The organism is Primorskyibacter sp. S187A (assembly GCF_049800955.1).
Taxonomy (GTDB): Bacteria; Pseudomonadota; Alphaproteobacteria; order Rhodobacterales; family Rhodobacteraceae; genus JAKVBH01.
Map to the genome: position 1 here is coordinate 602289 of NZ_JBNAGA010000001.1, position 13352 is coordinate 615640.

General features: G+C 57.1%; 14 protein-coding genes and 1 tRNA gene. 8 read left to right on the forward strand and 7 right to left on the reverse strand.

The annotated features are described in order from the left end of the window. The first annotated feature begins 4 nt into the window (after positions 1 to 4). Positions 5 to 247: a CDGSH iron-sulfur domain-containing protein gene (locus tag ACP15S_RS03080; protein ID WP_425038108.1), complete on the forward strand. Its 243-nt coding sequence runs from the start codon at positions 5 to 7 to the stop codon at positions 245 to 247. Between the two features lie 114 nt (positions 248 to 361). Here ACP15S_RS03080 and ACP15S_RS03085 read toward each other — a convergent pair whose 3' ends face one another. Continuing rightward, positions 362 to 589, reverse strand: a complete 228-nt coding sequence (locus tag ACP15S_RS03085) for a hypothetical protein (RefSeq protein ID WP_425038109.1) — start codon at positions 587 to 589, stop codon at positions 362 to 364. A 276-nt stretch (positions 590 to 865) separates the two neighbouring features. On the opposite strand from ACP15S_RS03085, the gene ettA reads away from it, so the two are divergent. Further along, complete coding sequence (gene ettA, locus ACP15S_RS03090) at positions 866 to 2521, forward strand: energy-dependent translational throttle protein EttA (RefSeq protein ID WP_425038110.1); 1656 nt, start codon at positions 866 to 868, stop codon at positions 2519 to 2521. Between the two features lie 226 nt (positions 2522 to 2747). Then, on the forward strand, positions 2748 to 3389 hold the full coding sequence (locus ACP15S_RS03095; RefSeq protein WP_425038111.1) for a VPLPA-CTERM sorting domain-containing protein: 642 nt from the start codon (positions 2748 to 2750) through the stop codon (positions 3387 to 3389). A gap of 597 nt (positions 3390 to 3986) precedes the next feature. Here the strand turns inward: ACP15S_RS03095 and ACP15S_RS03100 are convergent. Further along, a complete protein-coding gene (locus tag ACP15S_RS03100; protein WP_425038112.1) occupies positions 3987 to 4475 on the reverse strand; it encodes a hypothetical protein in 489 nt (162 codons plus the stop codon). Beyond that, a complete protein-coding gene (gene uvrB / locus ACP15S_RS03105) occupies positions 4472 to 6658 on the reverse strand; it encodes an excinuclease ABC subunit UvrB (protein ID WP_425038113.1) in 2187 nt (728 codons plus the stop codon). Before uvrB ends, ACP15S_RS03100 begins: the two co-directional genes overlap by 4 nt. Before the next feature lie 426 nt (positions 6659 to 7084). Here uvrB and ACP15S_RS03110 point away from each other — a divergent pair, with 426 nt between their 5' ends. The 3 genes from ACP15S_RS03110 to ACP15S_RS03120 all read left to right on the forward strand — a co-directional run bounded on the left by ACP15S_RS03110 (position 7085) and on the right by ACP15S_RS03120 (position 8005). Further along, positions 7085 to 7396, forward strand: coding sequence for an ETC complex I subunit (locus ACP15S_RS03110; protein WP_425038114.1), 312 nt, complete (start codon positions 7085 to 7087; stop codon positions 7394 to 7396). A gap of 4 nt (positions 7397 to 7400) precedes the next feature. Further along, a complete protein-coding gene (locus ACP15S_RS03115) occupies positions 7401 to 7880 on the forward strand; it encodes a GNAT family N-acetyltransferase (RefSeq protein ID WP_425038115.1) in 480 nt (159 codons plus the stop codon). Positions 7881 to 7928: 48 nt separating this feature from the next. Beyond that, positions 7929 to 8005 (forward strand) — tRNA-Arg (locus tag ACP15S_RS03120). 340 nt (positions 8006 to 8345) lie between these two features. On the opposite strand, the gene ACP15S_RS03125 is transcribed toward ACP15S_RS03120, so the two are convergent. Beyond that, a complete protein-coding gene (locus ACP15S_RS03125) occupies positions 8346 to 9278 on the reverse strand; it encodes a LysR substrate-binding domain-containing protein (RefSeq protein WP_425038116.1) in 933 nt (310 codons plus the stop codon). A gap of 81 nt (positions 9279 to 9359) precedes the next feature. Between ACP15S_RS03125 and ACP15S_RS03130 the strand changes: the two genes are divergently transcribed. Both ACP15S_RS03130 and ACP15S_RS03135 read left to right on the forward strand, forming a co-directional pair. Continuing rightward, positions 9360 to 10616, forward strand: a complete 1257-nt coding sequence (locus tag ACP15S_RS03130; protein WP_425038117.1) for a hypothetical protein — start codon at positions 9360 to 9362, stop codon at positions 10614 to 10616. Then, positions 10613 to 11695, forward strand: coding sequence for a hypothetical protein (locus ACP15S_RS03135; RefSeq protein WP_425038118.1), 1083 nt, complete (start codon positions 10613 to 10615; stop codon positions 11693 to 11695). Before ACP15S_RS03130 ends, ACP15S_RS03135 begins: the two co-directional genes overlap by 4 nt. A 240-nt stretch (positions 11696 to 11935) precedes the next feature. Here ACP15S_RS03135 and ACP15S_RS03140 read toward each other — a convergent pair whose 3' ends face one another. Genes ACP15S_RS03140 through ACP15S_RS03150 form a run of 3 tightly spaced genes read right to left on the reverse strand, consistent with a single transcriptional unit; the run spans position 11936 to position 13326 of the window. Further along, on the reverse strand, positions 11936 to 12169 hold the full coding sequence (locus ACP15S_RS03140) for an integrase core domain-containing protein (protein WP_425039643.1): 234 nt from the start codon (positions 12167 to 12169) through the stop codon (positions 11936 to 11938). Between the two features lie 12 nt (positions 12170 to 12181). Continuing rightward, the gene (locus ACP15S_RS03145; RefSeq protein ID WP_425039644.1) at positions 12182 to 12358 is read right to left on the reverse strand and encodes a DDE-type integrase/transposase/recombinase; all 177 of its coding nucleotides are present in this window, start codon (positions 12356 to 12358) and stop codon (positions 12182 to 12184) included. Between the two features lie 56 nt (positions 12359 to 12414). Beyond that, entirely contained in the window at positions 12415 to 13326 is a 912-nt protein-coding gene (locus ACP15S_RS03150) for a LysR substrate-binding domain-containing protein (protein WP_425038119.1), read from the reverse strand. Positions 13327 to 13352 lie beyond the last annotated feature (26 nt).

A 13352-nucleotide genomic window follows, 5' to 3' on the forward strand; every position in this document is an offset into this window, starting at 1 on the left:
CCCCATGTCCGAAGCCCCGATCATCGCCCAGAAAGCGCCGTATCCCGTTGATGTGGAAGAAGGCAAAAACTACTTCTGGTGCACCTGCGGGCGGTCTTCCAGCCAGCCGTTTTGCGATGGGTCGCACAAGGAAACCGGGCTCGCACCGATGAAGTACACCGCTGAAAAGACCGGCAAGGTGTTCTTTTGCGGCTGCAAGGCGACCGATAAATCGCCACTCTGCGATGGGTCGCATTCTAAATTGTGAAGCCCTCTTTGAAAGCGGGTTTCTTTTCTCACTCTCATCTAGTTTGATTGCCGTTGCGTGTAGGTCAACATAGCCGCTCGCAGCGAGCAAATCCATGCGCAGCTTGATTGCATGCTAGATGTAGAGTTTTTTAAAGATCAGCAGCACTGTCGGACAAAAGAGGGTGAATATGAAACCCAGGCCGATCAAATCAAGGATCATGCGAGCATATGGCCAGTCCGTTGCCGCAATCGTTGAAACACCAAGGACGGTTATGAATAGACTAAAACGGAATGAAGCCGCAAAAGGTCTTGCGATTGCAAAATTTGCGGCATTCTCAATGAGCGCAGTATAGTACCACATTTTTGATCCTCGCGCACCGGCTTCGGGAAGTGGCAAACAGTGTTTTCGCTCCAATCCGTAGCCTGTCGCTTCGTTTTCTTCTAGCCACCCCAGGCAGATTTAGCGCAACACTGACCGGATGCGGACTTTGTAGCCCTCGAAAAGAAAGTGCTTGGATCCAAAACATCAAGCACCCAACGAAATGCGCGCAATCAACTCCGACAACCGTTCCATACCCAATTGCTCCTTCGCGCCTGCCAAGCTATCTCTGCCCCAAACCAAACACTCGAGGAAACCATGGCCGCTTATCAATACGTGTATCATATGTCGGGCGTCTCCAAGACCTATCCCGGCGGGAAGAAGTGTTTTGAAAATATCCACCTGAACTTCCTGCCCGGTGTGAAGATCGGTGTTGTGGGCGTCAACGGTGCCGGTAAATCGACGCTGCTCAAGATCATGGCGGGGCTTGATACGGAGTTTTCCGGCGAGGCCTGGCATGCGGAAGGGGCCAAGGTGGGCTACCTGCCGCAGGAGCCGGAGCTGGATCCGAACCTTGATGTGCGCGGTAATGTGATGCTTGGGGTGGCTGAGAAAAAGGCCAAGCTCGATCGCTACAACGAAGTGGCGATGAACTACTCGGACGAGACCGCCGACGAAATGGCCCAGCTGCAAGACGAGATCGATGCCCAGAACCTCTGGGATCTCGACAGCCAGATCGACGTCGCCATGGAGGCGCTGCGCTGCCCGCCTGATGATGCCGATGTGACGACGCTCTCTGGCGGTGAGAAGCGCCGGGTGGCGCTGTGCAAACTGCTGCTCGAAGCGCCTGATATGCTGCTGCTCGACGAGCCCACCAACCACCTCGACGCTGAGACCATCGCTTGGTTGCAGCAGCACCTGATCGACTACAAGGGCACGATCCTCGTCGTGACTCACGATCGCTACTTCCTCGATGACATCACCGGCTGGATCCTTGAGCTCGACCGAGGCCGCGGCATTCCCTACGAGGGCAATTACTCGGCTTGGCTCGAACAGAAAGCCAAGCGGCTTCAGCAGGAAGCGCGCGAGGACAAGGCCAAGCAGAAAACCCTGGAGCGCGAGCTCGAATGGATGCGGCAAGGGGCCAAGGCGCGGCAAGCGAAATCCAAGGCGCGGATTCAGGCCTACAACGACCTGGCCAACCAATCCGAGCGCGAAAAGATCGCGCGCGCGCAGATCGTTATCCCCGCCGCGCAACGGCTCGGCGGCAAGGTTATCGAGGTCGAGGGGCTGTCCAAGGCCATGGGCGACAAGCTTTTGATCGAAAACCTGAGTTTCGCCATTCCTCCGGGTGGGATCGTGGGCGTCATCGGACCCAACGGGGCGGGTAAATCCACGCTCTTCAAGATGATCACCGGTCAGGAGACGCCTGATGCCGGCTCGATCGAGATCGGCGATACGGTGCAGCTGGCTTATGTGGACCAATCCCGCGACGACTTGAAAGAGGGCGAAACCGTCTGGGAGGCGATCTCGGGCGGCGCGGAGATCATCGAGCTGGGCGACGCCCAGGTCAATTCCCGCGCCTATTGCTCGTCCTTCAACTTCAAGGGCGGGGACCAGCAGAAGAAGGTCAACTTGCTCTCGGGCGGCGAGCGCAACCGGGTCCATATGGCGCGGCTGCTCAAGGAGGGGGGCAATGTGCTACTCCTCGACGAGCCGACCAATGACCTCGATGTCGAGACGCTGCGCGCGCTCGAAGACGCGCTTGTGGACTTCGCAGGCTGCGCCGTCGTGATCTCGCACGACCGGTTCTTCCTCGACCGGATCTGCACGCATATTCTGGCCTTTGAAGGCGAGGCGCATGTGGAATGGTTCGAGGGCAATTTCGAGGATTACGAGGAGGACAAGAAACGCCGCCTCGGACCAGACGCGCTGGAGCCCAAGCGGATCAAGCACAAGAAATTCGCGCGTTAGCCTCCGCGCGCACGGTAAATTTATACCTCACTGATTCTAAATGTTTAAAATCTCCCGCGCCGCGATGGCGCGGGGGTAAATGCGAATTTCTGCCCGATTGTTTCGACGGTTTCACCAATCAAACGATACGCTGCAACCGGGGCGTGCAATTTGCTGCGCAAACCTTGTTTTGAGATCAGAATACATGAAACGATTTAGGCCACAAAAATTTGAGAGGGAAGACATCATGAAAACCTTTGCAACTATCTCAGGCGCCCTTGGCTTGGCCCTTTTGTCCACAACAGCGCAGGCGGCTGCAATTTCAGGTATTGGCGGGACGGCCGGCGTACTTGGTGGATCAGTCACCACGATTGATTTTGAATCTGCCACCCTTGGCGATGCGCCGAGCTATTCGGAAAGTGGCGTCACCTTTACGGGCGTCGGCGCGGATCTCACGATTGGCAACGCGTTTGCGGGCAGTTTCAACACGACGGGTCAATCCCTTGAAAACGGGTTTGATGAAGTCCCGGACGCCTTTGAGATTGCCTTCGGGACCTCGACTTCAGGGTTTGCCTTTACATGGGGCGCCAGCGACAACGATTGGCGCATGGAAGTGTTTGACAGCTCCAACAGCCTGATTGGTTCGCAAATCATGGGAGCGGTTTTCAGTTCCAACGATGGCAACTACTTCGGTTGGACCGGCACGGATATTTCCAGCGTCATACTCACTGATTTGAAGACCACCATCGCGTCCGGTGATTACGTCTTCATCGATGACTTCGTGTTTGGCGGAAGCGTGACAGCCCCTGTGCCTTTGCCCGCCGGCTTGCCGCTTCTGGCGCTTGGCCTTGCCGGGCTCGGTGTGTTGCGGGCGCGTAAATCCGCGTGATCCTTTGCCCACGGACTAAAAAAACGCCAGCGCTGGGGCGCTGGCGTTTTGCGTTCTAAAAAGGGTGCCAAACTAATCTCAGGGTCTCTGGTTTGTTTGTGACCGCCAATGTGTTGCGGCTGGCAAGGACAGGTGTAGCCCATGCCGCGCGCCGCTTATGTGAACAGGTTCACACAAGAATTAAGTTTTTGGTAAGAATCGTAAATTTTTCCCCTTGAAAGCGGTTTTGTCGGGAGCGGCAGCGGCCTGTTTCAAACACGAAGCCGCGCGCGCCGACCCGAGGGACGGCGCTGCACGGGATGTTCAAAGTGCTTTATCCCTGCCGTGTCTGAGCTGGATCCGATTGTCGTGCCCACGGCCGCCAAAGCGCCGCCCCGTGCGGTCGGGTCGGCGCGCGCGGCGGGCTGACGCCCTTGTTCCGCGCGGTTCTTCTTGCACTCTTGCTGCTAGAGACCCGTTCCGGTCTTTGGGAAGTGGGTCTAACTAATGGCACGCCGTCATTGGTGCCGTCTCAGTTACTATTGTCCTGTGAATTTGGAATCAAAGGCTGCAATTCGTCCGAAATAATTGACCGGATCTACTCCAATCTAAACATGCTTAGTTTGATAGCCTTTGGATCAACATTTCCAAGTCGCAAAATTCAATCTCGTTAGGTACCACTTCTTTGATATCTGCGCTGCGATCCAGAATCCTGTGGTCATAGGTAACGAAATAGTCGACTTGGTATTTTATGGCTTCGAAAACGTGGTCAGCATCCGCCAAATGCTTGCCGGGCTTGGCATTGCCCTGCAAAGCACTGACCACTAACGAACGTTGCTGTTGTTCTCTGACTGAAAGCTCAACTTCGACAGTATAAACGTCGGGTAATAAAACCTTGACAGACACGGGAACGTTTGGGTGTTCAAGTTCTTCTCTGACGCCTTTCGGCAAAATGACCTCAACTTCTTCGCTCTCGTACAATACGACGAGTTTCAAAACGGCGTTCTTCCGTTCTGCGCTCACGAAATCCAGGACATTTGCGTCAATGAAAACGCGGGGGGTACGATGTTCGCCGCGAAAGTAAGTATGTCGGCCATCGTCGTTCATCCTCCCCCCCGCCGCTTCCTCGGCTTCACGCCACCCCGTTGCCCCGGACGTCCAGCCGTTGACCGTCCTGACATCTTTGTGGCCTCAGACACCGCCTCTTCGACCACGGATTGACGCGCCAGCGGGTCGTCGGCCACGGCCAAGTCCACCGCTTCCAGCCGTTTGACTTCATCGCGCAACCGCGCGGCCTCCTCGAACTCCAGATTCTCCGCCGCCTTGCGCATATCGGCGCGCAGACCATCCAGCACGGCTTGCAGGTTGCTGCCTTGCAGTTTGGGGTCGACCTTCGCAGTCACGCGGTTCATGTCCACATCGCCTTTGTAAAGCCCGGCCAGAATGTCCTCGACATTCTTCTTCACGGTCGCAGGCGTGATGCCGTGCTCTTCGTTATAGGCGATCTGTTTGGCGCGGCGGCGGTTCGTCTCGGCCATGGCGCGCTCCATGGAGCCGGTGATCCGGTCGGCATACATGATGACGCGGCCCTCGGCGTTCCGCGCGGCGCGGCCGATGGTCTGCACGAGCGAGGTCTCAGAGCGCAGGAAGCCTTCCTTGTCGGCATCGAGGATGGCAACCAGCCCGCATTCGGGAATATCGAGCCCCTCGCGCAGCAAGTTGATCCCGATGAGCACGTCAAAGGCCCCAAGCCGCAAATCGCGCAGGATCTCTATCCGCTCGATCGTGTCGATATCGGAATGCATGTAGCGCACCTTGATGCCCTGCTCATGCAGGTACTCGGTCAGGTCCTCGGCCATGCGTTTGGTCAGCGTGGTGACCAGCGTGCGGAAGCCGTCCGCCGTCACCCGGCGGATCTCGTCGAGCAGATCGTCCACCTGCGTCTCCACCGGGCGGATCTCGACCTCGGGGTCCAGAAGGCCAGTGGGCCGGATGACCTGTTCGGTAAAGACGCCGCCGGTCTGTTCGATCTCCCAGGTCGCGGGCGTGGCCGAGACAAAGACCGATTGCGGGCGCATGGCGTCCCATTCCTCGAACTTCAGCGGCCGGTTGTCCATGCAGGAAGGCAGGCGGAAGCCATGCTCGGCCAGCGTGAACTTGCGCCGATAGTCGCCCCGGTACATGCCGCCGATCTGTGGCACGGAGACATGGCTTTCGTCGGCGAAGACGATGGCATTGTCGGGGATGAACTCAAAGAGCGTGGGGGGCGGCTCGCCGGGTGCGCGCCCGGTGAGGTACCGGGAATAGTTCTCAATCCCGTTGCAAACGCCTGTGGCCTCCAGCATCTCGATATCGAAATTCGTCCGCTGCTCCAACCGCTGTGCCTCCAGCAGTTTGCCTTCGCCCACCAGCTGATCGAGCCGCATGCGGAGCTCCTCCTTGATCTTGATCACCGCCTGCTGCATCGTCGGGCGCGGGGTCACGTAGTGGGAATTGGCGTAGAGCCGGATCTGGTCGAACGTGTCGGTCTTCTTGCCGGTCAGCGGATCGAACTCGGTGATATCCTCCAGTTCCTCGCCAAAGAAATTGAGCCGCCAGGCGCGGTCGTCGAGGTGGGCAGGCCAGATCTCCAGTACATCGCCACGCACCCGGAACGACCCGCGCTGAAAGCCCTGATCATTGCGCCGGTATTGCTGGGCCACGAGATCGGCCATGACCTTGCGCTGGTCATATTCCGTGCCGGATTTGAGATCTTGCGTCATGGCGCCATAGGTCTCGACAGAGCCGATGCCGTAGATGCAGGAGACAGAGGCCACGATGATGACGTCATCCCGCTCCAGAAGCGCCCGCGTTGCCGAATGGCGCATCCGGTCGATCTGCTCGTTGATCTGGCTCTCTTTCTCGATATAGGTGTCCGAGCGCGCGACATAGGCCTCGGGCTGGTAGTAATCGTAGTAGCTGACGAAATACTCGACGGCATTGTCCGGAAAGAATCCTTTGAACTCGCCATAAAGCTGCGCGGCCAGCGTCTTGTTGGGCGCGAGGATGATGGCCGGTCTTTGCGTCTCCTCAATCACTTTGGCCATGGTAAACGTCTTGCCCGTGCCTGTGGCACCAAGCAGAACCTGATCCCGTTCGCCGCTCGTCACGCCCGCGGTGAGCTCTGCAATGGCCGTTGGCTGGTCTCCCGCCGGTTCAAATTCGGTCTGCATGACAAAGGCTTTGCCACCCTCAAGCTTTTCGCGGGTGCGCACATCGGGGGCGGGGCTGTTGAGGATCTGATCGGTCATGAGGGCGCGCTTTGACTATGGTTGCGAGGATCATAGTATATCTAGCGGTCCTTGCCGTGGATTCCCATGGCTGACGCTGAAAAGCGGCGCCTGCCGACGGTTGCGACCAAAGTCTGACGAGGCGCCTATTTGCGAATACAATCAGCCTGTTGCGGCAGGTTGACAGGCGGTCTGTCAACAAAAACAAATACTGCGAGTCCGAATTCATTTGTTAATTCCTTCCAAAGGTCTGTAGAATTGAGAGGCAAGCAGCACGCTTGGTCGCTCGGGTTTTCGCACACACCCACCCCTCGCTCCCCGCGGAGGCTCTGGCGACCAAGCGCTGTTTTGCGCTTCGCTCAGATTGCGCGCATTTTGCACATCTACAGCCCTTGCACGTGCCTGCATGGCTGGCGCATATATGAAGCGAGCTAAACGGAGCCCCCCATGCGAGCGCGTATCTATCAGCCAGCAAAGACCGCCATGTCCTCCGGGATGGGCAAAACGAAGCAATGGAGACTGGAGTTCGCGCCCGCTTCTGCGCGCGAGATCGATCCGCTCATGGGTTGGACCTCGTCTTCAGACACGCAGACACAAGTGCGCATGAGCTTCGACACCAAGGAAGCGGCACTCGAATATGCGCGCGAACATGGGATTGAAGCCGATGTCTTCGAGCCCAACAAACGCAAACCCAACATTCGCCCGCGCGGCTATGCGGAGAATTTCGCCGTGGATCGCAAAGGGGCCTGGACGCACTGAACCAGTGCAACTGCGGTTTGAAGAAGTCCTCTCGACGGATGCCTCTTTCGACGCGCTTTTGCAGCGCCATTTCGATCTGATGCGCGCCAGCTCGCCTGAAGAAAGCTGTCACGTCATGAGCGCTGATCAGTTGCGCGCTGAAGGGGCGCGGGTGTTTGCGGGGCGCGATAATGACGGACGGGCTTGGGCGATTGGTGCATTTCTGGATATTGGCGAAAACCGGGCCGAATTGAAGTCCATGCATTGCCATGATGCGTTGCGCGGGCAGGGGGCGGGACGTGCGCTGCTTGCGCATCTGATGGCGGCGGCACGTTCTGAGGGCATGACATCCCTCTGGCTGGAAACCGGTTCGGCGCCCGAGTTTCTGCCCGCACAGAAGCTCTATGCACGTGCGGGGTTTGAGCCTTGTCCGCCATTCGGCAGCTACAAGGAAGATCCACTCAGCCTCTTCATGACGCGCCCGCTGACTGCGTACCAAAACTGACCGCTCTCTCTTGCCAGCCTGCGCGAATATCGTCAAAACAGGCGTAGCGGTCCCTTAGCTCAACTGGATAGAGCAGCTGACTTCTAATCAGCAGGTTCAGGGTTCGAGTCCTTGAGGGATCGCCATTTTCACTGCTGTTGCCGATGAGGCATAAGTGCGCACATTTTTCGAGGTTTCGTGCATCACCCGTGTCATTGTTAAACTCGGACCTGCAGAAAATGCCCCGATATGCATTTGTTTTGATTTAATTTTCTAGGCAGTCCCAGCGCAGTTTGCCTCCAACCGCTCGTTTCTGATGGATCTGGCCTCATAGGCGCGCGTCAGATCAGGAAGCAGCAAAGCAAGGTCTCGGCGCTGGTAGGTTCCGTTAAAAACGCGGCCATCCGCCGTGAAAGCCGACATGCCTGCTTGTTTGAACCGGCTGCGAAGCGTGTTTCGGTGCAAGGCGTCCAGAAACCCAGCGAGTTAATCCGCGCCAACAAGTGCTCGCGCAGCATCTTCTATATGTGATCGAAACCACCGGCTCGCCGGTTCATCGCCGCTCTTCGCGCTATGGAAGAGCGAAAAATTCAGTGACTGAATTTCGAAAGGCAGGTCGCGTTGCGCAAGGCCGTAGACTTTAGCAAGGTCGTGCATTGCAACGGATGGAACGACTAAAAGCATGTCCGTTTCCGCCAGAATGGGCGCGGCCATGGAAAAATGGGGCACGATCGCTCCGATTTTTCGTGTCACGCCAAGCCTGGAGGCCGCCTGGTCGATGGGACCACGACCGGATGGCGGGGACGCACTGACCAGAACGTGCGGAAAGTGCGCCCAACTCTCCGGTGACCAATCGGCGAAAGCTGGGTGATCTTTCCGACCAAATGTCACCCAAGGCCATGCGCCCAACGCGATTCCCCGTAGATCATCGGTTTGTCGGAAGCTTGGCATGATAAGAGCGTCATAGCGGCCAGTCTGCATGTCCACGGTCGCGGTCGGAGCAAACGCAAAAACCTGAACACTGACACCCGGCGCTTTGGCTTTGATCGACTTCAAGACAAGTGGCAACAAGGGCGAGATGAAGTCCGGGGCGGCGAGGCGGAAGGTTTGTTCTGAAGTAGCTGGATCAAAGGGCTGAGGTTCTGCAAGTGTACTTTCGACCTGCGCCAAGAGGATCGGAAGCGTCTCAGCGAGGCTTTGCCCCCGCGCCGTGGGCACCATGCGGCGCCCATCCCGCACGAGAAGCTCGTTATCAAACAGCGTGCGCAATCGCTTCAAGGCATGGCTGACTGCGGAAGACGTGAGGTTCAACTGATCTGCCGCCCGCCCCACACTTTTTTCTCGAAGCAGGACGTCAAGAACGACCAACAGGTTCAGGTCAATTTTGGATAAAGATTGAGCGCTCAAGGTGAATTCCATTCAGTGCAATTGAAAAACCTTCATTTGATTCATCGTATGGAGCGCGCGACATTGGCGCAATACACAATGGGAGACAGCATCATGCATAGACACAGCAAATTCACGATTTCACTCGCCGCAGCGCTCACGCTTGGCACAGCAGCGCTTGCAGAAACAGATCTCGACATCAAGTTTGCGGGCGCGCTTGAGTTCTCCGATGATGGGACACTTTTTGTTGGCGACAGTATTACCGGTGCCATCTACGCATTCGAGATGCCCGCGACGGGTGGTGCAGAGCAGATTGTGCCGAGCTCAATCGCTAACATCGATGCGAAGATTGGCGAATTGCTGGGTGTTGGCCCGGCGGCCATCCAGATCAACGACATCGCCGCGCATCCTGTTTCCAACGACGTCTACATCTCGGTAACCCGGATCGGCAATCTCGTCTCTCAGCCCGCGATTGTGGTCGTCTCACAAGATCAGAGCCTTCGCCTCCTGGACCTGTCTGCGCTTGAGTTCCAAAAGCAAGCGCTTAACGAATTCCCTGATGGCGAGATCACCTTCAATGGACGCTCTGGCGGTATGGGCCCGGCGATGCCGCGCGATACCGCCAAAACCGCAGTGCCGTTGAGCACGCTGGCGATCATGGACATGGAGTACTACAAGGGCGAGCTTTTCGTGGCTGGCGTTGCTACTGACAACTTCCTCTCGTCCCTGCGTCGCATCTCCTATCCGTTCGATGGCTCGCAAAGTGTCTCAAACGTCGAAATGTATCATATCGCACATGACCAGTACGAAAGCCGTGCACCCATTCGGGCCATGTCCATTCAGGAAATTGATGGCGAGCCTCAATTGATCGCGGCCTATACCTGCAGCCCGATTGTCCTGGTGCCGCTGTCTGAGATTGAAGACGGCGCGAAGATCTCTGCACGTACGATCATGGATTATGGCAACGGCCAGCCGCTCGACATGATCGCTTACAACCACCAAAGCCCCTTTGGCGGCGAGGCCCAGCCGTCGTTGTTTGTCACAAGCAACGCCCGGTCGCCGCAGCTCATTCCCATCTCTGGATTGCAAGATGCAAAAGCTGTCACGCATGAGGACTTCGGGCGTGGACCCAAGCTGGATGACAATCCGCTGATGCCTTTCGGGCCTGTTGGACAGCACGTCATGTTTGAAGGTGTACCATTGCACATGGACCTTGTCGGTGGCGGCTTCTTTGTGTCTGTCAATCGCGATGCCTACACGGGCAGCCTGAACCTTGACACCAACCCCGCATGGTTCCCAAGCCGCATTCACAACTTGCTGGCAGAGTTTGACTTCCCGCAGTACCAGCCCGATCCGTCACGGACGCAATGATCATGAACTTTCATATGAAAAACGGGATCGCTAGAGCATTGGCGATCCTACTTTGCAGCCTTTTGGTACCCATGGCACAAGCACAAGACCTCACCCTGCCACAAGTTGCGACTGACCCTGTGATCTTGCAAATTCCAGAAGGAACAGCCCATCCCGAGATGCTGGAGGTAACACTTAGCGGGGCAGATACCCCGATTGCAGGACGATACACAGTGGATGGTGAGATACTTCGCTTTACGCCGGCCTTTGGCTTTGATGCGGGGCGAGACTACGTGGTGCGACTGCCCCATGACAACGCGGCAGTGTCGTTCCGCATTGCGACCGATACGGCCCAGCTTGCCCCCTCCGTGGTGCACATCTACCCAAGCGGCGACACGTTGCCTGAGAACACCTTGCGGTTCTACATCCACTTCTCAGTGCCAATGCAGCCGCATGTGGCCTTCGATTACATCAAACTGCTAGACGCCAGCGGTGTGGCCGATGATGCCGCTTTCATGCGGTTCAAACAAGAGCTGTGGAATGAAGACAGGACACGCCTGACCGTCTTGATCGACCCTGGCCGTATCAAGCGCGAGGTTGCCACCAATGTCGAGCTGGGTCCTGTGTTGCTCGCGGGTCAGCGGTACACTCTTTCAGTTGCGAGCGGATGGCCCTCTGCAGACGGCACAGCAGTATTGCCCGCATTCACAAAGGCATTTGAGGTTTCCGGCGCCTTGCGCACACGTCCGGATACCCGGCTCTGGAGCGCGAACACACCCTGTGCCGGAACCCGAGAGACGTTGACTGTCACCCTTGATCGCCCATTCGACCGACATCAGTTGATGTATGCGCTGCGACTTGAGACCCAAGACGGTGATGAAATCCAGGGAGAAATTGAAATAAATGACGCTGAGCATCACTGGAGTTTCACACCAATTGCGCCTTGGCCAAACGGAAGTCTCGACCTCCTGACTGACCTCACACTTGAAGACGTTGCCGGGAACAATTTTGTGGATTTGCTCGACCATGTCGCAGGTACGGCAGAAAGAGATGCACTAATGCCAGACCTTCGAGTTCATATTCAGAACTGCGCAGATTGAATGGAGTTCTCGCATGTGATCGCGACACCTGCCTTGATGTTCAACACATTGCATACGGCTATTGGGGCCCAATGCGCGACTCAACGACCTCTGATAGAGTGACCCGGTCAACGCTTGGTTGACTTTGTGGGAGGGCATGGCGGACCAGAGGATCAGTCATGGAACCTACACCGAACCTTGAAGTGGTCCCACCTTTTCGAACAGTTTTGCAACGTTCCTAAGGTGTATCGGTTTTAGGTTTCATGCTGCTTTTTGCTCTTCCATGCCGGTCCAACACGCCTCGTCCGGCGTTTGACGATCAAGGGCGGAGTGGGGCCGCTCGGCGTTGTAGAATGACATCCAACCTTTGACGACCCTCCGGGCCTGGAAGCCATCGCTGATTTCTTCGAGGTAGATCGCCTCCTGCTTCAACGATCTCGAAAGTCGTTCGATGAAGATGTTGTCGAGATAACGACCGCGCCGGTCCATTGAGATGCGTACACTGGCTTAGGTCAGCGTTGTGATCCACGCAGATTTCGTAAACTGGCTCCCCTGATCCGTATTCATGATCTCTGGCGGACCGTGTTTAGCGATGGCCTCGTTCAGGGCATCGACGCAGAAGTCGGCATGCATCGTGTTCGATAGTCGCCAGCTCAGCACCTTGCGCGTGGCCCAATCCATGATGGCTAAGACGCACTCTCGTTCTCAAAGAGATTGGTATTGGCCCGGTGTATGGATATTCATTTTTCGAGGTTGCTGGACGTCAATATCCACTCTTTGACGACTTCCGCCTGCGGGATGAGAGGGATGGACTTGGACCATACCAGATAGAATCCGCGGCCCGTGGTCCACGCCCATTCTGTCCGCGCGGCAAGCATCCCTTGCTTTACAAGCGGGTCGACAAGGTGGTGCCAGCCAAAGGCAAACCCTTCGCCCGCCATGGCCGCTTGTAGAACCAGCGCGTAGTCATTCAGGCGCAAGCCACTTGGCGGAGGTGTTTCGGTGATGCTGAAGGCTTTGAACCATTCTTGCCAGGAGGGGCGTTCGCGAATGGGCTCTTCCAGATGGATCAGACGCTGATGCAAAAGCCCGGTGATGTTGCGCAGATGCACGGCCGCGGCCATGACGCGCGGGGCTGCCACCGGATAGATCACCTCAGACGCAATCAGGGCGCAGTCGCAATCGGGCCACTGCCCATTTCCAAGGCGGATGGCCAGGCTGATCGGCTCCACGTTCAGGTCGGGCTCGCGGTCACTTGATTGCAGACGCAGGTCAATGTCCGGGTGGCTTTGCTGGAACGACCTGATGCGCGGCAGCAGCCAGTAGTTGTTGAAGGCTGACGACGCGCTCAGCGTGACGTGATCCAGGCTGACCCTTTGCCGAAGGGACGTCGCCGATTGCTCCAGCATCTCAAACGCGCGCGCCACATCTGCAAAAAGACGCTCACCTGCATGTGTCAGGCTTATGTTTCGATGACGGCGCGTGAAGAGCTGTACGCCAAGCGACGTCTCCAACTGCTTGATCGAGGCGCTGACCGAGGGCTGTTGGACATTAAGTTCCTTGGCCGCAAGAGTGAAAGAGCCACGGCGGGCGGCGGCCTCGAAAACGACGAGATGGCGCGGGGATGACAGGAGGGACCAGACACTTTGCATAAGCTGAGCCTATCCAAGCCATTGGG

Excerpts from the sequence above, each read along its gene's own strand:
- ACP15S_RS03080 (WP_425038108.1), top strand. The coding sequence starts at position 5 with ATGTCCGAAGCCCCGATCATCGCCCAGAAAGCGCCGTATCCCGTTGAT.
- ACP15S_RS03085 (WP_425038109.1), bottom strand. The coding sequence starts at position 589 with ATGTGGTACTATACTGCGCTCATTGAGAATGCCGCAAATTTTGCAATC.
- ettA (WP_425038110.1), top strand. The coding sequence starts at position 866 with ATGGCCGCTTATCAATACGTGTATCATATGTCGGGCGTCTCCAAGACC.
- ACP15S_RS03095 (WP_425038111.1), top strand. The coding sequence starts at position 2,748 with ATGAAAACCTTTGCAACTATCTCAGGCGCCCTTGGCTTGGCCCTTTTG.
- ACP15S_RS03100 (WP_425038112.1), bottom strand. The coding sequence starts at position 4,475 with ATGAACGACGATGGCCGACATACTTACTTTCGCGGCGAACATCGTACC.
- uvrB (WP_425038113.1), bottom strand. The coding sequence starts at position 6,658 with ATGACCGATCAGATCCTCAACAGCCCCGCCCCCGATGTGCGCACCCGC.
- ACP15S_RS03110 (WP_425038114.1), top strand. The coding sequence starts at position 7,085 with ATGCGAGCGCGTATCTATCAGCCAGCAAAGACCGCCATGTCCTCCGGG.
- ACP15S_RS03125 (WP_425038116.1), bottom strand. The coding sequence starts at position 9,278 with ATGGAATTCACCTTGAGCGCTCAATCTTTATCCAAAATTGACCTGAAC.
- ACP15S_RS03130 (WP_425038117.1), top strand. The coding sequence starts at position 9,360 with ATGCATAGACACAGCAAATTCACGATTTCACTCGCCGCAGCGCTCACG.
- ACP15S_RS03135 (WP_425038118.1), top strand. The coding sequence starts at position 10,613 with ATGATCATGAACTTTCATATGAAAAACGGGATCGCTAGAGCATTGGCG.
- ACP15S_RS03150 (WP_425038119.1), bottom strand. The coding sequence starts at position 13,326 with ATGCAAAGTGTCTGGTCCCTCCTGTCATCCCCGCGCCATCTCGTCGTT.